This is a genomic window from Bradyrhizobium sp. LB8.2 (assembly GCF_040548035.1).
Lineage (GTDB): Bacteria > Pseudomonadota > Alphaproteobacteria > Rhizobiales > Xanthobacteraceae > Bradyrhizobium.
The window spans coordinates 13,706-35,795 of sequence record NZ_JBEPQV010000041.1 but is presented as its reverse complement, the minus strand read 5'-3'; the positions used below and the strand labels follow the sequence as shown (position 1 = coordinate 35,795).

20 protein-coding genes are annotated in these 22,090 nt (G+C 60.9%); 11 read left to right on the top strand and 9 right to left on the bottom strand.

Features of this window, described 5'->3' with window-relative positions; genetic code table 11:
- The first annotated feature begins 8 nt into the window (after window positions 1-8).
- From ABIB06_RS34395 to ABIB06_RS34365, 7 genes are all read left to right on the top strand, one after another.
- Complete coding sequence (locus ABIB06_RS34395) at window positions 9-1,010, top strand: site-specific integrase (protein ID WP_354052705.1); 1,002 nt, start codon at window positions 9-11, stop codon at window positions 1,008-1,010.
- 10 nt (window positions 1,011-1,020) lie between these two features.
- The gene (locus tag ABIB06_RS34390) at window positions 1,021-1,395 is read left to right on the top strand and encodes a hypothetical protein (protein ID WP_354052703.1); all 375 of its coding nucleotides are present in this window, start codon (window positions 1,021-1,023) and stop codon (window positions 1,393-1,395) included.
- 1 nt (window position 1,396) lies between these two features.
- Window positions 1,397-2,098 (top strand): hypothetical protein, encoded by a 702-nt coding sequence (locus ABIB06_RS34385; RefSeq protein WP_354052702.1) that lies wholly within the window; start codon window positions 1,397-1,399, stop codon window positions 2,096-2,098.
- A gap of 19 nt (window positions 2,099-2,117) precedes the next feature.
- Window positions 2,118-2,792 carry a hypothetical protein gene (locus tag ABIB06_RS34380; protein WP_354052701.1) on the top strand — a complete coding sequence of 225 codons (675 nt, stop codon included), beginning with the start codon at window positions 2,118-2,120 and terminating at the stop codon, window positions 2,790-2,792.
- A gap of 10 nt (window positions 2,793-2,802) precedes the next feature.
- Window positions 2,803-3,258, top strand: a complete 456-nt coding sequence (locus tag ABIB06_RS34375; protein ID WP_354052700.1) for a hypothetical protein — start codon at window positions 2,803-2,805, stop codon at window positions 3,256-3,258.
- The gene (locus ABIB06_RS34370) at window positions 3,255-4,055 is read left to right on the top strand and encodes a hypothetical protein (RefSeq protein WP_354052698.1); all 801 of its coding nucleotides are present in this window, start codon (window positions 3,255-3,257) and stop codon (window positions 4,053-4,055) included. The genes ABIB06_RS34375 and ABIB06_RS34370 overlap by 4 nt, the downstream gene beginning before the upstream one ends.
- Before the next feature lie 232 nt (window positions 4,056-4,287).
- A complete protein-coding gene (locus ABIB06_RS34365; RefSeq protein WP_354052696.1) occupies window positions 4,288-5,955 on the top strand; it encodes a tyrosine-type recombinase/integrase in 1,668 nt (555 codons plus the stop codon).
- A 362-nt stretch (window positions 5,956-6,317) separates the two neighbouring features.
- Here the strand turns inward: ABIB06_RS34365 and ABIB06_RS34360 are convergent, their stop codons facing one another.
- Window positions 6,318-7,328, bottom strand: coding sequence for a C-terminal helicase domain-containing protein (locus tag ABIB06_RS34360; RefSeq protein WP_354052694.1), 1,011 nt, complete (start codon window positions 7,326-7,328; stop codon window positions 6,318-6,320).
- 649 nt (window positions 7,329-7,977) lie between these two features.
- Between ABIB06_RS34360 and ABIB06_RS34355 the strand changes: the two genes are divergently transcribed.
- Window positions 7,978-9,558 carry a Na+/H+ antiporter gene (locus ABIB06_RS34355; RefSeq protein ID WP_354052692.1) on the top strand — a complete coding sequence of 527 codons (1,581 nt, stop codon included), beginning with the start codon at window positions 7,978-7,980 and terminating at the stop codon, window positions 9,556-9,558.
- Between the two features lie 392 nt (window positions 9,559-9,950).
- Here ABIB06_RS34355 and ABIB06_RS34350 read toward each other — a convergent pair whose 3' ends face one another.
- Window positions 9,951-10,418, bottom strand: coding sequence for a YybH family protein (locus ABIB06_RS34350; protein WP_354052691.1), 468 nt, complete (start codon window positions 10,416-10,418; stop codon window positions 9,951-9,953).
- Window positions 10,419-10,968: 550 nt separating this feature from the next.
- Window positions 10,969-11,319, bottom strand: coding sequence for an AraC-like ligand-binding domain-containing protein (locus tag ABIB06_RS34345; protein ID WP_354052689.1), 351 nt, complete (start codon window positions 11,317-11,319; stop codon window positions 10,969-10,971).
- Between the two features lie 262 nt (window positions 11,320-11,581).
- Here ABIB06_RS34345 and ABIB06_RS34340 point away from each other — a divergent pair, with 262 nt between their 5' ends.
- The gene (locus tag ABIB06_RS34340) at window positions 11,582-11,701 is read left to right on the top strand and encodes a thiamine pyrophosphate-binding protein (protein ID WP_354052687.1); all 120 of its coding nucleotides are present in this window, start codon (window positions 11,582-11,584) and stop codon (window positions 11,699-11,701) included.
- A gap of 295 nt (window positions 11,702-11,996) precedes the next feature.
- Here the strand turns inward: ABIB06_RS34340 and ABIB06_RS34335 are convergent, their stop codons facing one another.
- The 6 genes from ABIB06_RS34335 to ABIB06_RS34310 form a co-directional block, all read right to left on the bottom strand.
- Window positions 11,997-13,094 carry an alpha/beta hydrolase gene (locus ABIB06_RS34335; protein ID WP_354052686.1) on the bottom strand — a complete coding sequence of 366 codons (1,098 nt, stop codon included), beginning with the start codon at window positions 13,092-13,094 and terminating at the stop codon, window positions 11,997-11,999.
- Window positions 13,095-13,394: 300 nt separating this feature from the next.
- Window positions 13,395-14,249: a pirin family protein gene (locus tag ABIB06_RS34330; protein WP_354052685.1), complete on the bottom strand. Its 855-nt coding sequence runs from the start codon at window positions 14,247-14,249 to the stop codon at window positions 13,395-13,397.
- 347 nt (window positions 14,250-14,596) lie between these two features.
- Entirely contained in the window at window positions 14,597-15,637 is a 1,041-nt protein-coding gene (locus ABIB06_RS34325) for an LLM class flavin-dependent oxidoreductase (protein WP_354052684.1), read from the bottom strand.
- Between the two features lie 333 nt (window positions 15,638-15,970).
- Complete coding sequence (locus tag ABIB06_RS34320; RefSeq protein ID WP_354052682.1) at window positions 15,971-16,408, bottom strand: YybH family protein; 438 nt, start codon at window positions 16,406-16,408, stop codon at window positions 15,971-15,973.
- A gap of 150 nt (window positions 16,409-16,558) precedes the next feature.
- Window positions 16,559-17,959 carry an alginate export family protein gene (locus ABIB06_RS34315; protein ID WP_354052680.1) on the bottom strand — a complete coding sequence of 467 codons (1,401 nt, stop codon included), beginning with the start codon at window positions 17,957-17,959 and terminating at the stop codon, window positions 16,559-16,561.
- 173 nt (window positions 17,960-18,132) lie between these two features.
- Window positions 18,133-18,780: a hydrolase gene (locus ABIB06_RS34310; protein WP_354052679.1), complete on the bottom strand. Its 648-nt coding sequence runs from the start codon at window positions 18,778-18,780 to the stop codon at window positions 18,133-18,135.
- Window positions 18,781-18,921: 141 nt separating this feature from the next.
- Here ABIB06_RS34310 and ABIB06_RS34305 point away from each other — a divergent pair, with 141 nt between their 5' ends.
- A complete protein-coding gene (locus ABIB06_RS34305) occupies window positions 18,922-19,815 on the top strand; it encodes a LysR family transcriptional regulator (protein WP_354052677.1) in 894 nt (297 codons plus the stop codon).
- A 418-nt stretch (window positions 19,816-20,233) separates the two neighbouring features.
- Entirely contained in the window at window positions 20,234-22,039 is a 1,806-nt protein-coding gene (locus ABIB06_RS34300; RefSeq protein WP_354052675.1) for an amidohydrolase, read from the top strand.
- The last annotated feature ends 51 nt before the right edge of the window (window positions 22,040-22,090 follow it).

Below are 22,090 nucleotides of genomic sequence, written 5' to 3'. Positions count from 1 at the left end.
CCGCGTCGGTGCCGGCCGCGCCCGCCTTGTCACCGGTGTCCGCGACGGCAGTCTCGCCCACGGCGCCGGCCGAAGGCGCGCCGAAGCCGCCGGTGCCGCTGCGCCTCCTCTTCAAGTCCTACGCAAAGGAAGCCCAGCTCTCGCCCGCGACCGTCAAGCGCTGGACCCCGGTCGTCGAGCGGCTGATCGGCCATCTCGGCCACGACGACGCAGCCGCGATCACGCGCGCCGACATCGTCGCCTGGAAGGACGCGCTTCTCGAAGGCGGCATGAAGAACGTCACGGTCCGCGACGTCTACCTCGCCGCGGCCAAGGCGACGCTGCAGTTCGCCGTCGACCAGGGGCTGCTCGCCGAGAACCCCACCAAGGAGGTGAAGGTGCGCGTGAAGAAGAAGGTCAAGGAGCGCGAGAAGGGCTTCGACGGCGACGAGGCGGCGAAGATCCTGACCGCGACGCTGGGGCCGTTCTCGCATCTGATCAGCGCCGAGATGAAGGCGGCGCGCCGCTGGCTGCCGTGGATCGGCGCCTACACCGGCGCGCGCATCAACGAACTCACGCCGCTGACCGCCGCCGAATTCGTCAAGCGCGACGGCATCTGGATGATCCGCATCCGCGGCGCCAACAACAAGACGCGCACGTACCGCGAAGTGCCTCTTCACGGCCACCTGATCGAGCAGGGACTGCTCGACTACGCGAAGTCGCGCGGCAAGCGGCCGCTGTTCTACGACCCCGGCCGCAGCCGCGGGGGCAAGGATTCAAATCCGCACCACAAGAAGGTCGCAGAGCGCATCGCGGAGTGGGTGCGTTCGCTCGGCATCGACGTCGGCGTCGCCCCGTCCCACGGCTGGCGCCACCGCTTCTCCAGCGTCGCCCGCTTCGTCGGCATGCCCCAGGACGTCCGCAACATCATCCAGGGCCACGCGGGCGCGAAGACCGCCGACGACTACGGCGAGACCTGGCCGCTCGTGGCGCTCCGCGAGATCGAAAAACTGCCGCGCTACGTGGTCTAGAGGAAACGCGATGTCGAAAGTCACCTACACCATGTTCATCGAGAACGGCGACGGTGCCGCCGCCGCCGTCGTGGCGCGCGGCGTGCCGCTGATCCGCGCGCTGGTCCTAGCGCTGGAATATGGAGGCAAGGGCAGGGCCACGATCGCCCACAGCGACATCGGCCCTTTGCGTCACTTCGCGATCGGACTACGCCCCGCGGGCGGAGGCGACTTCGAATGCGCGACGTACACCGTGGTGCGCCGCTCGGGCTCTCCCGGTCTCGATGCGGATCGGGCGATGGAGGTCTTCGAGCAGATGCTGCTGCAGCATCCTTACCAGTTCTGGAACGGCCGCGTCGTGACCGACCAAGATTTCGCGCGCCGGCATACCGCAGGGAGGGCATGACATGACCGAGACGACGAGACTGACGACGTTCCTGCCGGGCTTCGGCGGCTTCCACGGCACGCGCTGGGAGAATCTGTTCCCGTTTTCGCTGGACAGGTGCGCGGAGCGCTTCGCGAGGTACGAGGGCGCCGACGAACTGACCGCCGCCGATCTCGAGGCGATCCTGCGCGAGACCAGCGAGGCCTCGCGCTTCTTCGCCGCGCTCGCCACGCGCTACTGCCGCCGCTTCGACGCGGACATTTCGCGATGGCTGGGGTTCAAGCTCGGATTGACGTTCTCCGAATTCGACATCCCGGCGGCCGCGGGCGGCGGCACCACCGACTTCATCCTTGCCACGATGCCGGTCGGCAGCGCCGGCAAGCTGCTCGAACGCAGCGCGAAAGAGCGGCACCAACGGCTCCTCGGTTCGATCCGCGACCGCTTCGCGCCCTACGGCGGTGCCGTTCCCTATCCCGAGGATGCCGTAGAGCAGTGGCTCGCCGAACCCGTCGAACGCTGGGGGCGGGTCGAGCTCTGCGACCTGCTCGCCGGATTCGTCGATCCCGAGATCGAGGAGCGGCTGTACGCCGAGATGACGGGCGGCGACGACGTCCGCCTGTCGTTCGAGGAGGCCGTCGACTGGACGCGGTTCGCGGACCTCGTCGCCATCCGCCGGAAGGCATCGTCACAGCCCGGTCCCCACCATCCGGAACAGCGCGCGTAGCGCGAGAGAGGAAATCGAAATGAGTCTGCTTCCGACGCTCGAGGGCTATATGCCCGACTTCTCCGGCTTCTCGTCGCCGGCCTGGGCGCCGCTGCTGTCCGGTGCGCGCGATCGCGCCGCCGGGGCACGCGCGTATCTGCAGATGTATGACGAATTCGACCGCGAGGATTTTCTGAAGTTCTTCGCGGAAGCGGCCGACCCAGCCAAGCAGTGCGCGACGCTCGCGAAATCGTTCTGCCAGACCTTCGCGATCCAGCTGGCGCTCAAGCTCGGAATTCCGCACGGCGTCCGCTTCGACCGGTACGATCCCGCGTCCGATCGCATCGTGGTGCTCGTCCCGCTCGGGACCGTGCGCAGGCTCCTGGACCGTTGCGCGGAAAAGCGCCACCGGTCGCTCGACGGCCTGCGGCCCGGCGAGTTCGAGGCGCTTTGGGACTTCGACTGGGAGGCGGGCGCGCGCCAGAGCGAGGCGGTGAGCCGGGCGTTCGAGAGGATGGATGCCGTCACGGTCGGCAAGTTGCTGCGCGCGTTCGCCAGCCCCGGCATCGAGAGGAAGGCGATCAGGAGGATCACGGTCGAGGGCGCGGCGCAGGCGTTCGCGGACTCGATCGACCCGGACAAGTACCGGACCGCGAAGGAACGCCGCCGGCGCGAGAAGTACGCGTTCGCGTTCGGTCGCCCGGGGCACGCATAGGAGCGCGAACATGGACGAGACACCGACGACCGATCGCGTCCCGGCGGCCAGCGACCCCTGGCGCTCGGTCTACATCGCCACGCCGCGCCGCCTGGACGGCAAGAAGTACGCGATGATCGTCAATCGCGACGGTGGCGAGGAGACCATCGCGCACAATGTGACGATCGCTCAGGCCCTCATCATCGCGCTGGAACATCGCCGCGAGCTCAGCGCCATCATGTTCTACCGCGACCGGGGCGCCTTCCGCGAATACGTCATCGGTCGCCGTCGGTTGATCGGAGGCGCCTTCGAGCCTGTCCTGCGCGGCGTGGTTCCGCGCACGACCCGTCTTGCGACCGATCACGTCCGCGCACTGCAATTCTTCGAGGAGATCATTGAGCACGACCCGCGCGCGTTCTTCGACGGGCGCCTCGTCCGGTTCCCCGTATCGCGCCGTAACAACGTCATTGGAGGCAAGGCATCATGACCAAGATGCAGACCTACACTCTCTACCTTCCCGAGGACTACATCGACAAGGACGACACCGTGATCGCACGGGGGCTGTCGGCCATGGAGGCGATGAAGGTCGTCTTCGGCTACGAGAGCGGTTGGAAGACCAACATGCAAGAGACCGACTACGGGACCTCCACGCACCACGTCCTGACGGCCTTTCCCGACAGGCGCCGGGCCGACAGGTCGTTCAACGAACGGCTGCACGCCACCGTCGTCCGCAGCGGCGACGCCGACCGCGACAAGGCGGCGGCGATGGAGATGATCGCGGCCCAGGTCATCCGGTTCAATCATCTCTATTGGGAGGGCCGGGTCGACAGCGACAAGAGCTTCGACGAACGCCTCGGCCGGGTGGCCAGAGCGCGCGAGGTGCGCCGGATCGACCGCGAGATCGCGACCAAGCTCGTCGACGCCCTGTTGGCGGACGGCTACACGATCACCTGCGACCTGCAGGACGACGAGCCCGAGTTCGAGCGCTCAACCGACCGCGACGGCATCCTCGACTATCTCTGGCAGGTCGAGTGCGCCGAACTGGCCGTCCACAAGGAGAAAAAGAACGGCTCCATCAGCCTGACGTTCGACGAGGACGGGTGGGATGTCGTTCGGGACTACAGTGTCGATCTCGAACGGATCATCGATCCGATCTGCGAGCCATACCTGCCGTGGAATCAGCCGGATGCCGACCAGCGCGACCACGGCATCCGCGTGCTCGTGCTGAACTCGCCCGACGACGTCCTCAAGATCGAGAAGATGCTGAATGACGGATCATGTTGATACGATCTGGGCGGCGTTGCTCTTCGGCCGCGGCACTTCCGGCGCGGGTATCGTCGTCATGCGGTGGCCCTGTTTCCGCAGGTGAAGCTGGGGGCGAGATCGCCCATCTGGACGTCAGTCGAAGGGCCGTTACAACCGGAGGCGGGCAGGCGGGGCTTAGGGAATATTTCACGGATCGGGGCGCAAATGGACGTCCGGCCGGCACCCGCCGCCCGGCACCGGTGGGCGTCTCGTGCACAAGAAGGAAGAGAAGGAGCGAGGACCGATCCGCGACAGCGGCGGCGTGTACCATTACCGTCGCCGGATTCCCGACGATGTCCGACGCGTGCTGCGGGAACTGGACGCGAACTCCGGGGGCAAAGGTCCGAAGCGCGACAAACGTGAGGAAAAGAAGCGCCTCGGGCGAAACGAGGCCTTCGCCAAGGCGGCGTGGGAAAAGCACCACCAGGCCGTCGAAGCCAGGTGGGCGGAATTGCGGAGCGGCCGAACGACCGAACTCACGCGAATCCATATCCAGGCGCTGGCCGGAGAGATCCATAGACGCTGGCTCAAGCTCTATCCGCCAGGCGACGCGAACACGCGCGAGGGCGCGGGCCATACGCTGCGCGTCATGCAGGAGATCGACGGCGAGATCGAGCGGGAGTTCACCTCTCCCGGTTTCGACGACGATCGCCTCGAATTCCTCCACGGTGATCACGTGGACGCCGTGCTGGCCGCGCGCGGGCTGATCGTGAGCTTCGGCGTCCGATGGGGATTGATCGAAGCCGCGCAGGACGCCGCCAAGCACGCATGTCGCGTCGCCATCAGGAAAGCGGGCGGCGACCTTCGGGCCGATAAGGACGAAGATCTCTATCCCGATTGGCCCAACGCCGAGAGCACCACGCTGTCGGGCCTGTGCGCCGCGTGGACCCGGCGGACGCCGACCGTAAAGCCCGAAACCCACGCCTCGTTCAAGGCGTGCGTCGACCAGTTCATTGCCTTCGCCGGACACAACGAAGTGTCCGAGGTAACGGTCGATCAGCTTCGCAAATGGATCGAGCACCTGAAGATCGTGCGGAGACTGAGCGATCTGCGCATCAAGGACGGATACTTCGCCGCAATCAAGACGATCTTCAATTCCGCGCGGAAGCAGGGTCTTATCCGCGTCAATCCGTGCGATGCGATCGTCCCCGACGGCGAGCCGCTGCCCCGCAAGAGGGAGAAGGACCTGCGCGACGGCGAGGTCTACGCGATCCTGAAGGCCAGCCTCAAGTCTCACGCCGACGTCTCCGAGGATGTCGCCAACACGCGCCGCTGGGTGCCCTGGCTGCTCGCCTACACCGGTGCGCGCGTCGCCGAGATGACCCGGCTGGAGTCGAGGAACATCGTGTTCGAAGCCGGCGCATGGGCGATCGACATCGAGGAGAGCAAGAACGGTCGTCCGCGCATCGTTCCGATCCACCGCCATCTCGTCGAGCAGGGCTTCCTGGATTTCGTCAGACGACGCGAGGGGATGCCCTTGTTTTTCGGCGTCGAAAAACTGAAGGACGAGCGCCTCATCGTGCACAAGACGCGCGCCGAAGGCCTCGCCGAGTGGGCGCGCAAGGTCGCCGAAATAGAGAAAGGCACGGTGGCGCCCAACCACGGATGGAGACATCGGTTCAGAACCGAGTGCCGCCGAATTTCGATGGACCGCGAGGTGCGCCTCTATATCCAGGGACACGCGTTCAAAATGGAAGGCGAGAAATACGGCTTCTTTCCGGTCGACGTCACCTCGGCCTGGATGGATCTATTTCCGACGTACGACGTCCACGGAAGCGCACTGCGGGTGGAACGGGTCGTCGGTAACGACGTCTTCGAGCGAGCTCTGGCGTTCCTCCACAACGATCGACGGTCACGAACGTCGGACAAGGCTGCCTAAGAGGGAAATTTTGCCATCCAGGCTGCGGTCGACTTGCTCGTCGCAGAGAAGTTCCTGCGGTTCGAGACTCCATCGATCAAGCGTCGAAAAGGCAGTTGATCGCATTCTTGCAGAGGCGCAACCGGAAGCCCTGCAAATGTCATCTTGAAAAGAAACTTTGAAAGCGGTGGATTGCTGTGCGCCGACCATACTCACCTGCGATACGGACGGCCCGGCAAACCCGTAAGAAGCGGGAACGTACGGAAGTCGCCGGAGACCCGGGTTATCGACGAATTTAACCACAGCTCGATCACGCCGCTAGGCCAATCCGGCGGGAAGATCCTTCTGAATATTGTCTACGGTATGGACATATCGCCACCTGTCTATTCTCGGTGTTTGCGATGCGAAAATGCCGAAAGGTCCAATGTGAGAGTTCGCAACTCCTTCGCGCTTTCGGCATCGTGATTGGTCAGAAGATCCACCAGATCCTCCTGATCAGGTTGTCCCAGCGCGAGGCGATAGAGCAGCCGCTGATTTCGCAATCGCGCGAACCGATTCAAATCGCGGCTCTGCGGAAGCGCGAAGAGATGACGTTTGAATTCGGCGTTCGGCATCGTCCACCACGGGCTCACGCCCGTCTCGTCGCCGTAGGACTTGTCCGCCTCCCGCGCGATCGTATCCCAAGGCGACGATCCAAGTTCACGCGATTCCCGCAACGCCGTCCTTCCGAGAGCTTCGGCCAGAGGCCTACGAACGGTCAGGCCGCCGAACCGCTGGATGCGTCCTTCGCGCTGTTCGAGATCGACCGGGCTCGAACACAGGTCCCAGTGACCCAACCGATCGCACCAGCTATGGAAATCAAGGCCTTCTTGCCCGACTGACGTCGTCACCAGGACATGCGGCCAGAACGGAGTGTTGAAGGCGGCGCGGATTTCTTCCGCTCGTGCCGGCGGCGGTTCGTCGGTACCGCGGTCCTGTCGCTGTGTCTCGCTTTCCGTCGCGCCGAACGGCACTGCTGCGTGGCATCTTATTCGGAGCCGGTCCTTCTCTCCGACGTCCTTGAACGCAAATGTGCCGACGTTCGCCCCGAGTGCGGCTGCGAGATCGTCGATCAGTGCCTCTGAATCTACCTTGGATTCTCGCAGCCAGAAGTGCTCGTCCAGGGTCGCTTCCAGACACCCCTCGACGCAAGCACGCTGGAATTTCTCGGTTGCGCTTTCGCCCGGTAACACGGACCAAAAGACTGGTCGGTCGAGGTAGGGTCGGAAACGAGACCAGCAGAAACGGACGAGGCGCAGGTAATGATCATGGTCGAACTCGAAAAGCGCGGGAAGGTGTCGAAAGAGCGCACGACCGACAACGTTGCCGGGAGCTCCCAGGGCTAGGTCGACCAACGCATCCAGTTCCCAAGTGGAGATCCAAGCGACTGGCTCGGCTTCGTGACGTTGCTTCAGAAGTAATTGCAGTGTGCCATCGGTGACCGCAGCTCGTGCTCTCGCCGGCGCTCGGGGTGACAGCCTCGCCTCCCGATCATCTCGAGACCATGGCACGCGATGCTCCGAAACATACTCAACGTAAAATTAGAGATGCCAAGATTTCGGAGCCTAGTCGCCGCTATCGTGGCATTGGCTCTTAGCTGACGGAACCAGTAGCCCTTGATGGGCGAAACATCTGTGAGGTTCTGCCCTGGGCGTGAGATCGGCATAGCCGCGCTCCGAGCGCCGATAAGATGAGAAGTCTCGGCCGGTCTCTCATAGAGACGCCTCGATCCAGACGCCGAGAAATACTCTCCCGAAATTCGATATCGTTTTGAAACGGCGTCCGGTAGCCGCAACATTTGAGTCTCTGTGTCGCGAAAAGTGGAACGCGAATATCCCTTTTTAAACTGATGTGGCGAGAGAAATTCGCTATATTCGGAGCCCGGTCTCCGGTACCCGAAACATCCTTTGCCGATTAGGGCACGCGCTCGCGCCAGCGGCAAACTCGCCTAATCTACAACGCCCGATCGGATCTCCGAATCGGCAACGATCAAACAAGGAAGAAATGTTCTCTGTCGAACGCTTCGAGATCATATTGCTGCTGATCGCAATGATCGTTGTTCTTGAGATGCTCGCGCAAACGCTACGACTTCCTCGCGCCGCAGCACTAATTGCCGGCGGGATAGGTCTTGCGATGATGCCGGGAACTCCGAATATCGAACTCGATCCCGATCTGGTCCTCGTGCTTTTCCTGCCGCCACTGTTGATGGCGAGCGCGTGGTTCACCGCCTGGCGGGATTTTCGCGCGGACTTGAGAATCATAATGCAACTCGCCGTGGGAGCCGTCGTCTTCACGACGCTAGTCGTCGGATTGGTGGCGCATCTGGTGCAACCAAGTCTGCCATGGGGAGCCTGCTTTGCTCTGGGCGCAATTGTCTCGCCGCCAGACGCTGTAGCGGCGAAGGCAATACTGCAGAAGTTGCCTTTGCCGCGACGAGTACTGGTGCTGCTGGAGGGAGAAAGCCTAGTCAACGACGCGACCGGACTAGTTCTTTTCCGGCTCGCAGTCACCGCAACATTAACGGGGGCATTCAGTCTGACCCACGCTGCATTGGAGTTTTCCTGGCTCGCGGTTGGCGGAGTGGCGCTAGGAGTCGCTTCCGCGGGTGTTTCCATCGTTGTCTTCAAGCACATCGCCGATACGGACCTCTCGGTCGTCTGGGGGTTTCTAACTGCGTGGATCTTGTACATCGCGGCGGAGAAAATCGGCGTTTCCGGAGTGCTGTCGACTGTGGCTTACGGCATGATCATGGGGTGGCGTCAGCATGACCTCTTGTCCGCTGTCACTCGTATACGATCGACGGCGGTTTGGAGCGCCGTCGTGTTCCTGTTGGAATCGTTGATTTTCGTCCTGATAGGCCTCTCGCTCCGCGGTATGCTGGTTAGGCTTGGCGGGTCCGATGCCCTGCTCGAGCTTCTGCCAACAACCATGGCGATCGTCGCGGCCGTGATCTTCGCACGGTTCGGGTGGATTTTCCCGACAACTTATATTCCCCGAGCGTTGATCCCGACGCTTCGTGCACGGGACCCCTATCCTCCACTATCCGTGACCTTCATCATGAGTTGGGCAGGAATTCGGGGAGTGGTCAGTCTCGCCGCGGCTCTCTCGCTTCCCGAGGCCTTTCCCGGGCGAGATCTCATCCTGGCGGTGACGTTTGCGGTCATCCTCGCGACGGTGCTTCTGCAAGGCGCAACCCTAGCGCCGCTCGTACGGCTCGTCGCCGGAACCGGAATGGCCGCACCTATCAATTCGAAACTTTCCGAGGCGGATGCCCGTGCCCGCATTGCCGCCGCTCAGTTGGCGGCGGTCGAGAAAGAGTCGCTTGAATCGGACGGAAGCCACCGTCATCCACGCTTGATGGAGCAATATTCCCACCGGATGAGGGCGTCGAAACGCTTCTCGGAAGACCCCGAAATGTTGGCGCCGCATCGTGCCGATCACTTTACGGCCGTCCTGGCCGCAATTTCCGCTGGTCGCAAAGAATTGTTGCGGATGCATCGTGCCGACCAAATTCATGACATCGTGCTGCACGCGATCGAACAAGAGCTCGATCTAGAGGAGATGACGGTAAAGCGCTTCGTATAATTTCAGCGCGACATCATCGAATGGACCGTGTTCCATGAGGACTCTGGACACGGGAAATCGGTTAGTCAGATTCACTTTATCGCCTCGCTCGAACAGTCCGAAAACGGCGCACTGTTAGAAACGATATAGGCCGGCGATTCTATGCTCAAGACGGACCTCCAAGGGCCTTAGTCTGTCGGTCACATCGAGGGCGCTCCGCTTCCCGGAAGAGATAATGCTAGTTACCGCACAATGAATCGATAGCCCAAAGTCCGCGCACCGTAGACTTGACGGAGCGGACCATTGCTCATTCAAACTGACATTGCGGGCGGCGGTTGAATGATCGCCGAGGGCTTTGGCTAACCGGCCTTTTGGTGCGAGACTGCCGACTCGGCCCGGCACTGGGCCCTAAATTATTGACGTGGCGGATTCGTCGTAGAAAAGCAGTATCGGGCAATCTTCCACTCGTGGTCATCGTCCTTTTCGAAAATGAAAAGTTCGTGGTTTGCGTCGGAGGTGCGTACTCCCGTAGTAAGCGGAATTATCCACCCATCTGAGCTTGTCCGAACGAACGCCCAATTCGGTGCGATTTGCACAATCTCTTCGACCTGTAGCTCGACACAGAAGGTGATCGATAGAAATAACTGATTATAGGCGGCACGTACTTCATCGGTGCCTCTCGATGACGGGCTATACTGTGGCATGAAGACGGCGCCGGATGTAAACAAGTTCATTACCGCCTCGGCATTCGACGTATTCAACGCAGTCTCATAGGCCTGCAACACGCCTTCAATATCTACGCGATCCGCTTCGGCCTGTGCCGAACTGATGCCAGCGGACGCTCCGACGGCCATGTCATGCGATTTGGCGCGCCATCTCATGAATTCTCGATCCGCCTTCGTTAATTTGCTTTCTGATCCTATATCGCTCCCAGGCTCGTCAATAGTGACGGGTTTTGCGTAATTGTGTCGCCGTTTGCGGAACGCCACATGCCGGGGGCCGCGATGTTCGATCGATGATCGATTGGAGTAGCTCCTCAAGGGTGAGAGGAAGCCACCTGAGGGGGAAGATCAATGAAAGCTGACGATCGTTCGGTCGCCCGGGCCAACGGCGTGAAGCACATGTCGTTTCAAGGCGCCGCTTTTCGCGACTGAGAGTAGCAAGCGGAGGGGTGCCGATCCCGATTCAAGCAACTTGTTCAGTTCATGGAAGCGCTCGAAGGCGCGCCCTTTCCTCCCGCATGATCTGTCGTAGCGGCTGCGATCGACTCGTGCATTTCAATCTTCGCAACACATGAATATGACGTGCCGGAAAGACAGGCCGACACTTGATCAAGGTGCAGCGGGTGCCTCTCTTCGCCCGGGCGTCCGCGGTTCTCGCCTTGGAAGATGTTTCCGTAGAAGACAGCTTGTGCTGGCGAGTCGGCTTGGTTCACGCAAGGGCCGCTTGCCAGTGCGGATATGTGACATAGGCGGTGACTGCCCCATCCTCATGTGAACGGATGGTGACAGACTCGCCCTTCGACATGTAGACCATCTCGCCCGGACCAGCGGTGATCGTGCCGGTGCCTGTCGAGACCAACAGATGCCCCTCAAGAATCATCATAACACCGTGAACAGCGAGCGTTACATCGATGCTCTGATGAGGCCCGTAGCGACCGAAGCCGATGGTGATCGGCCCACCATGGCGCTGGTCGATTACGTTGCCGACGAGCACCTCTCCGTCCTGTCCAGGCGAGCGCTCGAATGATGCGTCAGCAACGGAAAACTTGCGAACATTCATGGGAGAGTCTCCGTCCGGTATATTATAGGCTGGGCGACGATCAACGCGAAGCAGCCTGCTTAGTTCACACAGCGATTGAGCGCTTCGTAACTCTTGAAATGCGCGGTGCTGCGCTTCAGGCGCGCTTTGATCGGGCCAACGCAGGAAAGCTGTAACGGTTTATCGGCCTTTAGATGGAGACGGCCGTGTTTTTCCACTTTTTAATCGCGCGCCACGCGCCCGGGGCGTTGCTCGGAGCGAGGCGGAACGACTGGTTCTGGCGATGATCAATGTGCACTTCCGACACGAACAATCAGCGGGCTTCGCGGCGGACGTTTACGGGCGCATCAAACGCAAGACCGGCGTGTGCTGCGCGTCCGCCTCGGGAGGCATGTCAAACTAACGCGGACATCGGCCGTCGCTAAAGCACCGCGCGGCTGGAATAGCGCCGTTGTTGTCTTGATCGGGCAAGCGGCAAATCGGTGAGAGAGGAATGCCACTGCGGCGAGCAGAAATGTGGTGTGGAAATCGACCGCCGACAGTTTCATTTCAGCGAGGCGCGTTGACTCCTCCGGCTTACCGCAGTCCTTCGAGAGGATGCGAGAGAGATCCTGCGCTTTCGTGTTCGGGGCGCGTGTCGATCCGACCCCTGCTTCTGCTTCGCTGAAGCACACTGAGAACTGTGCATGCTCGAGGCGCTACGGGACCGCAGCTCTCCGTTCGAGGCGGGCGTCCAAAGGCCTCAGCCTGTCGGCCACATCGAGAGCGTACACCCCAGCACCTACCTCCGAGGCGATCAGCCCGTCACGGCTTGTTTGGAGCCGGCCGTAGATCGCCGAGTACGCCGTGAAACCGTCATGGCCGGACCCCGCCGACGTGGCGAGGCCGGATATGTCGACAACACGGACATTCGCGGTTCTGGCCTCAGAGACGACGCGGGGATCGTCAATGTCCGCCGCCCCGGCGCGGAGTTGGCCTCCCGCAAGGAACCTGGAAAACGACAGAGCTTGGTCGTTTTTGGAAACAAGCACTGTGATGGGCGAGCGCAGGCGGCCAATGATGCGCAGTTGCTGAAGGAAGACCTCGGTGTCAATGTCGGGCGCCGCGAGCGTTACATCGTTGAGCTTTTCGAGAGTTCGAACGTCCGACGCGATACGAATTTGTCGAACGGCTTCCATCGTCAGCCAAGACCCCATGCTATGCGCGACGAGTTTGACACCCCTCACTCTACGGTCGGCCGCCACCCGCGTGACAAGGTGGGCGAGCGCGTCACGCGAGAGGGTCACCGCGTCCTTGTCGGCGATGTAGCCAGTGAGTTCTGCCTTCGACGGCCAGGAGAATAGAACGGCCGAGCGACCGGAATCCGAGTCGGCAACGAGTTGGGCAGTCCGGAACAACGATTCTTGGAAACTGTTGTTGTAGCCGTGAACGAAGATGCCGACGTCGCGGCCAAGTGAATCGCCGCGTGCAGCGGCCTTCCCGATTTCGACTAGGAACCTCTCTTCATCGAGACGTTCAGCCGAAGCGACTGAGAAATGCCTGGCCGGGTCGGGAGCGTCAATCGGCCATTCGATCTCGGTAGGCCTGTGAACGGGCGGGATGGAGATCACATAGCGGAAGTATGCCGGCTCTGCCGCGCCGCCTTCGGCGAGAGGTACCGGCGCTCCAGGTTGCGCAGCACGCGTGCTCGCGACGTAGACATTCACAACGTTCACAGCGCCAACGCTCGGCACCGGATCGAGCACCGACGGCCCTGGCCGACGCGCGCAGCCACCAAGTGCGATGGCGAAGATCATGATTAGCGCTGCCGTGTTGTACCGAGCCGACGGCTGCCGGTGCGTCATCGATTCCGTTCCCCATGCGATCCTGGCGGTTCGTCAGCGCGTCAATGATTATGCCGCAACCATCAAAGTCCTCATCACGCCACCGCCACAGATCAAGGCCGAACCGAAATCACCAAACGCAATGGTCATAGCTACTTGGGTCGTGAGCGCTAGGGTAGCATTGAAGCTGGTCGCATCGACGGCGGCAGTCATTCGGCCTTGGTATCGTGCATCGACTTCTCCTAGGCTGCGTGGCAGAACGGGCGGAACTGTTTACTCCGGCAGGGGTATAAATTCAGCATCGTCGGCATCGGGCAGTTTCATCTTTCCTGCTCTCCAGTCCGAAGCTGCTTGCGCGAGCCTGTCCTTCGAGGACGACACGAAATTCCAGTAGACGAACCGTTCGCCGACCGGCTCGCCGCCCAGGACCATCACCGCGGAATGCTGCAACGCTCGTATGCGCGAGGCGGACGGGCTCAGCACCAGCATCCGTCCGGCTTCGTAGCGCGTACCGCCCAATTCCACGGCACCGGTCGCGACATAGATCGCGCGCTCCTTGTGGCCGCCAGGGATTTCCGCGGTCGAGCCTGACTCCATGTCAAGATGGGCATAGAACAGCGGAGAATGGGTCACGGCATCGGCCGTCAGCCCGTAGGCGTTGCCAGCGATCAGTTGACCCACAACCCCTGACTCGTTCCATTTTGGCAACTGTCCTCCGGAACAATGGTAGAACGACGGAGCCACTTCCTCCTGCTCCTTCGGCAGCGCGACCCAGACTTGAATGCCGTGCAGACGGTCGCCCTGCGCACGTGCGCGTTCCATTCGCTCACTGTGCGTGATGCCCCGCCCAGCGACCATCCAATTGACCTCTTGAGGTCGGATCGCCTGCTCGTATCCGAGACTGTCGCGGTGCACGACTTCGCCAGCGAACAGATAGGTCACCGTGGACAGGCCGATGTGCGGGTGCGGACGGGCGTCGACGCTGCGATCGACGCCAGGTGCGAGATCAACCGGTCCTAGATGGTCAAAGAAGATGAAAGGGCCGACCATGCGCCTTTTTGCAAAAGGCAGCACCCGGCCGACTTCGAAGCCACCTCCGAGATCGCGGCGCCGCTGCTCGATAATCATCTCAATCATGCGATTTCGATCTCCTCGATGAACGCCGGCAAATCTGCATGTCCTGGGTCGTCAGCATCGTCATGTTCAGCGCGTTCCTTCCGCTGTTGAATAGTTATCGGTCGAACCGGTAAGCCTCTGAAGCCATTCCTTCGGCTCTTCGAAACTGTCTGGGCGGAGAGTTCGTTGAGGAAAGAACCGACCGCTGTGTCGCTTCGACGGACAATGTCAGCCCTGTTGTCGCTGCGGTAGTCCCTCGCCGTGCCCCACGGTGTCGCAAGAAGTGGAACGCTCCCGTCGCCGAAGTATAATGCCTGAGGCCGCCATTCACCCGCCTCCTGCCAGGACTGGGACGTGCTTCACGGCTTGGCGCGGTGCGACCGAACGATCGGCGCAACCTCAGTGCCGAGGAGTTTGATCGAGCGCTTCATTGCGGCGGTTTCGAGGGAGGCCGTACTCATCTGGAATGTGATCCTCGATACGCCTCCAAGGGCGTCGCTTGCATGGCGCATTTTGGCTGCAACCGTCTCGGGATCGCCGACCAGAAATGCGCCTTCCGGGCCGGCCATGACATCGAACTGGTGGCGCGTCGGTGGGGACCAGCCACGCTCGCGGCCGATCTTTGACGTTAGATGCGCCCAACCGGGGAAGAATGCGTCCTTTGCTGCCGTATTGGTCTCGCCTACAAATCCCATCGCATGGACACCCACTTTAAGTGCATCAGGACCGTGGCCCGCGCGCAAGCCGGCTTCGCGATAGAGGTCGACGAGCGTGCGAAAGCGCTCGAAAGACCCGCCGATGATTGCAACCATCAGGGGAAGGCCGAGCGCGCCGGCGCGCGCGAAGGACTCCGGCGTGCCACCGACGCCGATCCAGAGGGGAAGTCGCGGCTGATGCGGACGCGGATAGACGCCCTGACCTTGGAGCGCGGCACGGAACCGGCCCTTCCAGATAAGATGCGTCTGGTCGCCGAGCTTCCGAAACAGGTCAAGCTTCTCCGCGAACAGCTCGTCGTAGTCCCGCGTATCGAAACCAAACAGCGGATAGGCTTCGCCGAAAGAACCACGGCCGACGACGAGTTCGGCGCGCCCTTTGGAGATCAAGTCAAGCGTCGCAAACTCCTGGAAAACCCGAACGGGATCGGCGGCGCTCAGTACCGTGACCGCGCTCGTCAGCCTGATCCGATTCGTGCGTGCCGCCGCCGCCGCCAGGATGATCGCGGGCGCGGAATCGAGGAACTCGGCACGATGGTGCTCGCCGATTCCGAAGACATCGAGCCCGGCCCGGTCTGCGACTTCGACCTCGTCAAGGAGATCGGCCATCCGCTCGGTCGCTGACGGCGGCTTCCCGGTAGCCGGATCGGGAAGAATGGCCGCGAAGCTATCGATACCAATTTCCATAGGGGCTCCTCATCTGGTTAATGAACGATACCTGTCGGCGAGCGCCGAGGTAGATGGTTCGAAGTCGATGCTCCGACCCAATCCCGATGAGCATCCGGCGCCAAGTCGTTGCGCGTACGCCGAACGCCGGCCACGACACGTAGGCCCAATTGGAAGGCTGGGAAGAAAGCGACCATGCCGCCAACGCCCGAGAGCAGGATGATGTGTGGCGCAAGTTGCATCGGGCCGAGTGCACCGCCGATGGCGACTGTGGCGATGACGATCAGCCCCACGAGATCGCCGTCCAGTCCATCCCACATCGCCTCGGTTCTGTCAGGCGGTGCGCGCGCCCAGTTACTGGGGCAGCGGGTTCGTCGTCGCGAAGGAATAGCGCGCGATCTTCCACGCGTCGTCATCGCCTTTTTGGAAGATGAACAGTTCGTGGTTGGCGTCGGGGACGCGCTGTTTGATCGAATTCACGGTCACGTGCCCGTTCGAGCTCGTCCGGACAAACGCCCAGTTCGGAGCGACCTGCACGACTTCCGCGACCGTCAACTCGGTATCGAAGGTGATCGCCTTGAAGATGCCGTTGTAGGCAGCCCGGATTGCATCGGCGCCGACCGTCGAAGGGCTGCTCGGGGCCATGAAGACGCCGTCAGGTGCGAATACGGTCAGCACCTTGTCGGTGTCCGAGGCGTTCAGCGCCGCTTCGTAGGTCTGCAGTACCTCTTCGATCTTTTGGACCGACGCGTCGTGTGCGGCTTTGCCTGCGGATTTTCCGAGCGTTTTCATGAACTTGCTTCACCTTTTGGTTCAACTGATTACCGTTGGACGTTATGTCGCTTCCGTTGTTCGGACTAGTATGAGGTTCTGCGAAGCTGTGTCGCCGATTCCGGAACGCCGCAGGCCGGAGCGCAGCCAGCCGGGCGGCTCGCGAGCTCGCTAAAACCGGAAGTTCGACATGACAGCCACCATGGTTATGGTGCGCGCAGGCCCGGTGTCCGATATGAAGCGTCCAGGCTCAAAGGCGCTCAACGATGCCGACAGGTTGAGTTCAGCCGTGGCCTGCCAACCAACCGAGAATTCCAGGAGATTTCCGATGAAGCGCTCGTCGCTGCCTTTTCCGCTTCGCACGAGGTTTCCCCCGATCCCGTAGATTCCGTCGGCCGTGCTTTGCCGCCAATAGGCACCCCCGGTAAGCGAGACCGCGATGTCCTTTTGCGGATAGACAGTGATAGTTGGTCTTACCTGGATGAGGTTGCGCGGTCCGATGGGGGAAAGTGCGCCGAAGTATTTTCCTCGCGGAAAAAGCGGGTTGAACGTCCCGAGTTCGTGGTCGTCCGGGTTCTTGTCTCCCGAGATGACGTCGGTCGTGAGCCGGACTTCGGGCTGAAGGGGCGTCTCAAGGAAACGATAGCCGAATTCACCGCCAACGCCCCATGCCGCCACGCGACCATTTCCGAAAGTTCCCCGCTGCACAGCGCCTTCGAAATTCCAGAACCAGGCGCCGGTGTCCCCGAAGATCCGCGTGCCGAAAGTATGCACCAGTTCTCTGCCGCTGCCTTGGTCGAAAACAGCTTTGCGATCCAAAAGACCGAGATAATATATGTCGAAGCCGACCGACCTGTTCTCCTTCAGCCACTGCGTGGCATACGCCCCCCAAAGCGACTGCTGATGCGACGTACGATCGTCGAAGTCTCCAGGAAAATTATCGACTGGGCGAGCATACAGCAGCGTGACCTGCCGAACCGGAGCCGCCACGGTCGCGTCGACACCGTCAAAGGCCCGCGGGATGTTAGGACCGTAGCGCGTATCGACGAAACGGCCCGCTCCGAGCGAAATCATCTTGCGCCCTGCGGAAGTGCGCAGCGTAGTGCGGTCACCGAGCGGCATTTCCATCTCGCCGAATGCCTGCAGCATGTCGGCGCCCGTGGTGTCTACAGGGGTAAGGGCGCGGTCGGTCCCGGCGATTCCGGAGACGATCGGTTGCGCGAAGAACCTCATGTGTCCCGCATGGAGATCGGCATAAGGCATAAACCTGTTCCAGACATAGCCGTCGTTCGGCGCCGATCCCCAACCGACGTTGGTATAGCCTTCGTAGCGTGACCGAACTTCCATGCCGGTCGAGAGATAGGCCTCTCCATTCTCGTCCAATCGAATGTATTTGAACGGCTCCGTCCAGTGGCCGGTCCGCTTGGATGGATCGGAAAGATAGGACCAATCTTCCGAGTATCGCTCGCTCGTCAGGGTTGGCGCCCGCTCGACGTCCGTCCTGACCTGCGCCTGCGCGAGGGAGGTCGTAGCTACGATCGCCGTCGCACAAACGAGGCTAAAATTCAGCATTATGCGTTTCATCGACGATGGCGATCCACAGGTAGGATAGGTGTGCTCTCGATTCCAGCACCGGAGCGCCCTCGTTCAAGGACGTCGTCAGCTAGTTCGGGCCGCAAAGGCGAACGACGAGACCGCGAGAAGGATGCCTCCTTCTCGCGGCAACGTGTCCTTGCCCGATCGGTTTAGCCCTTGGGCACCGGCGTATTGAGCAACTGCTGTTCCCACAGATACGCGATGCCGCTTCCGGCTGCGTGCTGCACTATCACTTCCGTAAGGGGGCCAGCCGTATCCAGCCGGGCCCAGTCGCGCTGCCATTCGGCAGCCAGCGCCAGCCAGGTCATCATGTTCGCTCCGGCCGCGATCATGCGCTGGACGGCGACCTCGTGCGCTTCGACCGAAGTGGCGCCCGATGCATCGGTGATGACGGTCACGTCCCAGCCCTCGCCGAGAGCCTGGATCACCGGCATCGCGACGCAGATTTCCGTCCAAAGACCTGCGATGATCAACTGCTTGCGACCCGTCGCCTTGACGGCATCCACGACCTTCTTGTCTTCCCAGGTGTTGATAAACGTACGGTCGATAACTTCCTGGCCGGGAAATACATCGGTGATCTGGGGAAAGATGAGTCCTCCCCTTGCCGCCACCACGCTTGTTAGAATGGTAGGAACGTTGAAGACCTTGGCCGACTTTGCGAGGGCCGTCGATGCATTGACTACGGCATGCGGATCGTGGCTGTTAAGGTTCGCGAGCTGGTAAGGTTGATGGTCTATCAGGACGAGCACTGAGTCTTGAGGACGAAGGAGAGAGTCTAGGCCGTTACGGAACGTCATGCATATATCCTCTGCTGCCGCTTCGTTTGCGATTGAACTACGGAAGAGAAGGGCGGCAGCGGCGCGAACACTGTCACCACCAACTGCAATGCGGTAGGCCGCTGATCTGAGACACTGCGTCGCCGAAACTGGAACACCGAGATGGATATCGAAGAGTTACGCATTTTCGTGGAAATCGCCGACTCCGGCGGGGTTTCGGCCGCCGCGCGCCGTCTCGGCGTCTCGAAGTCCGTCGTCAGTCGGCATCTCGCCAGGCTTGAGGCGGACCTCGGCGTGCAACTCCTCGCGCGAACCACGCGCGGAGCAGCTTTGACGGAGGCCGGGATCACATTCAGAGACTACGCGGAAAGAGCCTGCGCCGAGATCGACGCCGCACGCGACTTGATACTGAACGATGGCGAGCTGCGCGGTCGCCTCAGAGTGGCGATGCCCCTTAGTTTCGGCCCAACTCATCTGGCCCCGGTACTTGCTGATATGGCGCGGCAGCACCCGCAGCTCCAGATTCACGCTTCCTACAGTGATCGCTTTGTCGATCTCGTGGCGGAGGGGTTCGATTGCGCTGTTCGATTTGGCTTCCTTCAGAATTCAAGCCTGGTCGCGCGCAATGTCGGGCCGATTTATGGGAAGCTGGTCGCAAGCCCAGACTACATCGAGAGGCATGGTATACCCGAGAAGCCGGAAGACCTCGCAGGCCATGAAGCTCTCATGCAGGGGACTGAAGCTTGGCAGTTCTTGGACGGCGAAAAGATAGTCTCGGTCCGTCCTCAAGGGCGCTTCAAGGCGGACAACGGCACCGCGCTTATTGCGGCGGCGTTAGCCGGAGTCGGCATCGCCTGGCTTCCTGATGGTCTCACGGATCAGCATGTGGCGTCTGGAGCCCTCGTTCCGATCATGACGCGTTATCCACTGCCGCCGGCAGGCCTATATGTCGTCCGCCCGCCGGGGCAGCTGCCGGCGCGCAAGGTCCGCGTGCTGACTGATCTGCTGATCGAATGTTTCGGAGAAAGTGAATCGCCTGCGCCGCAAGCCCGCTAGACCTTCTTGTGCGGCGCATACCACAATTTTACTGTCAGACTTCCGACTATCTCCGATCGTTTAGTGCGCGTCTCCGCCCGTTCCCGATTCTGCGACGCAGTGTATCGCCGCGACTACCTACCGTCGAATGAATGGCGATGGTACTGGCGATCTAGACCTCGTCATGAGGGCGTGCGTCTTCCAACAAACCAACTTTCTTACAACGGCATGCGAGGATCTGATTGCGCTTTTCAGCGCCTGGAAGCGGGATTGAGTGCGCACCAAGCAGATAGATCAGTTGGCCGATCGCGAAGAATCGCGAGTCGGCAAACGGTAGATATCGGTGCTTACGATCCTGCCTCCTGCGATGACGAACTTGCAATGACGGCTACCGTCTAGCGAGGCCGATCAGCCTTAAGAACTGCCGAATGGGGATAAAATGATCAGAAGAATTTTAATCGCGTTGGTGACGATTTCTTCGTTATCCGCGGTTCAGGCACAATCGACGCAAGATGATTCTGGCGCTGACCTGATCGTTTTCAACGCGAAGATCTTGACCGGCAACCGCGGGCAGCCCGAAGCCTCAGCGTTGGCCGTCAAGAAAGGCCGCATCTATTCCGTTGGGTCCGACGGAGATATCCTCGGTCTGAAGAAATCCGAGACCAAGGTAATAGATGCGCATGGCAGAAGACTCATCCCGGGCATCATGGATGCCCATATCCACGTGCTCAACGACTTGGCATATAACTCCAATGTAAGATGGGATGGCGTGCCGACGTTGCGTCGGGCGTTGACGATGTTGAGCGAGCAAACCGAACGCACGCCGGAGGGCCAGTGGGTCAAGGTGATCGGAGGCTGGTCCCCCTTCCAATTTGAGGAGAACCGCTTTCCTACGTTGGACGAATTGCAGCAGGCCGTGCCTAATCGTCCCATGATCGTGCAGTATGCCTACAACCGCGCCTACTTGAACAAACGGGCGATGGAGGTGCTTGGGTTAGGCACCGATCGATTCCCGAAGGTGCCGGGCACCGAACTCGAAAAGGACAGCCGCGGACAATACACCGGTGTAATCCACGGCTACACGTGGTTGTTCCTGGCCCTGGAGACCATGGTGCCGCAGCCCACGTTCGACGAAGAAGTGAGTTCGTTGATATACAGCATCCGCGGTCTCAACCGGTTCGGCGTGACCTCGATCATCGATAACGGCGGTAGATGGGAATACCCCAAAGCTCAGGCAAGGGTGGACGTACTCGCACGAGACAACCGCCTCAATGTGCGCATGCCCTTTGTGGATCTGCAACTCGGCAAGGGCGGACCGGTGAACATGGTGGATCTGGAGGTTGAGGCGGTCACGAAAACAGCCCCGATAAGCCCAGGTCAAAACCTGCACCCTACCTTGGCACATGGCCATGAATATCGAGGGGCCGGGGAGGTTTTGGCGGGAGAAGTGCACGATCATGAGAACTTCGATCGTCCGGCGGTCGTCATCGAGCCGGAGAAAATGCGGCGCTTCGTCGAGCAGGACGTGAGGAAGCTGGTGGAGCGGCGCATCCCTTTCCGCATGCACACCACCTACAACGAGAACATCTCGCCGTTTCTCGACGCTCTGGAGAAGGTGAACGAAACGATCCCGCTCGATGATTTGCGATGGAGTCTCGAACACGCTGAGACCATCACTCCGGAGAACATTGATCGGGTGAAAAGGTTGGGTGGCGGCATCGCCCTGGACCACAAAATGGCTTTGCATGCCGATGGTTTTATCAAGACCCATAGTCGCGAGGAGGCTTTGAGGACCCCCCGTTTGCGCATGCTCGTTGATAGCGGCATCCCATTGGCCATGACTACCGACGCCTTTCGGGCTGCCACGTTCAACCCATGGGTCGGTATAAGCTGGATGGTGTCTGGAAAGTCTGTCTCCGGATCCGAGGTTCTTGCCAAGGACAACCGTCTCTCCCGCGCCGAAGCGCTGAAGCTGTATACCAGTGGTCCAGCGTGGTTCGCCAATGCAGAAGCCGAAATGGGCTTGATCGCCCCGGGCAATCTCGCGGACTTCGCTATTCTCGATAGGGATTACTTTTCCGTACCGGAGGATCAGATCAAATCGGTCTCTTCTGTTCTGACTGTCATGGACGGCAGGGTTGTGTTTGGTGCTCAGGACTACAGCGCTCTATCTCCAAAGCTTCCCGATATTCTTCCGAATTGGTCACCCGTCAAATACTTCGGCAGCTACTACGGGGACAACTGAACCCCGCAAGAAAATCGTCCGGTTGCGCGGAATCTCGATTAACAAGCATCT

Excerpts from the sequence above, each read along its gene's own strand:
- ABIB06_RS34330 (WP_354052685.1), bottom strand. The coding sequence starts at position 14,249 with ATGATTATCGAGCAGCGGCGCCGCGATCTCGGAGGTGGCTTCGAAGTC.
- ABIB06_RS34305 (WP_354052677.1), top strand. The coding sequence starts at position 18,922 with ATGGATATCGAAGAGTTACGCATTTTCGTGGAAATCGCCGACTCCGGC.
- ABIB06_RS34310 (WP_354052679.1), bottom strand. The coding sequence starts at position 18,780 with ATGACGTTCCGTAACGGCCTAGACTCTCTCCTTCGTCCTCAAGACTCA.
- ABIB06_RS34355 (WP_354052692.1), top strand. The coding sequence starts at position 7,978 with ATGTTCTCTGTCGAACGCTTCGAGATCATATTGCTGCTGATCGCAATG.
- ABIB06_RS34390 (WP_354052703.1), top strand. The coding sequence starts at position 1,021 with ATGTCGAAAGTCACCTACACCATGTTCATCGAGAACGGCGACGGTGCC.
- ABIB06_RS34350 (WP_354052691.1), bottom strand. The coding sequence starts at position 10,418 with ATGAGATGGCGCGCCAAATCGCATGACATGGCCGTCGGAGCGTCCGCT.
- ABIB06_RS34320 (WP_354052682.1), bottom strand. The coding sequence starts at position 16,408 with ATGAAAACGCTCGGAAAATCCGCAGGCAAAGCCGCACACGACGCGTCG.
- ABIB06_RS34375 (WP_354052700.1), top strand. The coding sequence starts at position 2,803 with ATGGACGAGACACCGACGACCGATCGCGTCCCGGCGGCCAGCGACCCC.
- ABIB06_RS34325 (WP_354052684.1), bottom strand. The coding sequence starts at position 15,637 with ATGGAAATTGGTATCGATAGCTTCGCGGCCATTCTTCCCGATCCGGCT.
- ABIB06_RS34380 (WP_354052701.1), top strand. The coding sequence starts at position 2,118 with ATGAGTCTGCTTCCGACGCTCGAGGGCTATATGCCCGACTTCTCCGGC.
- ABIB06_RS34335 (WP_354052686.1), bottom strand. The coding sequence starts at position 13,094 with ATGATCTTCGCCATCGCACTTGGTGGCTGCGCGCGTCGGCCAGGGCCG.
- ABIB06_RS34345 (WP_354052689.1), bottom strand. The coding sequence starts at position 11,319 with ATGAATGTTCGCAAGTTTTCCGTTGCTGACGCATCATTCGAGCGCTCG.
- ABIB06_RS34315 (WP_354052680.1), bottom strand. The coding sequence starts at position 17,959 with ATGCTGAATTTTAGCCTCGTTTGTGCGACGGCGATCGTAGCTACGACC.
- ABIB06_RS34370 (WP_354052698.1), top strand. The coding sequence starts at position 3,255 with ATGACCAAGATGCAGACCTACACTCTCTACCTTCCCGAGGACTACATC.
- ABIB06_RS34385 (WP_354052702.1), top strand. The coding sequence starts at position 1,397 with ATGACCGAGACGACGAGACTGACGACGTTCCTGCCGGGCTTCGGCGGC.
- ABIB06_RS34340 (WP_354052687.1), top strand. The coding sequence starts at position 11,582 with ATGATCAATGTGCACTTCCGACACGAACAATCAGCGGGCTTCGCGGCG.
- ABIB06_RS34300 (WP_354052675.1), top strand. The coding sequence starts at position 20,234 with ATGATCAGAAGAATTTTAATCGCGTTGGTGACGATTTCTTCGTTATCC.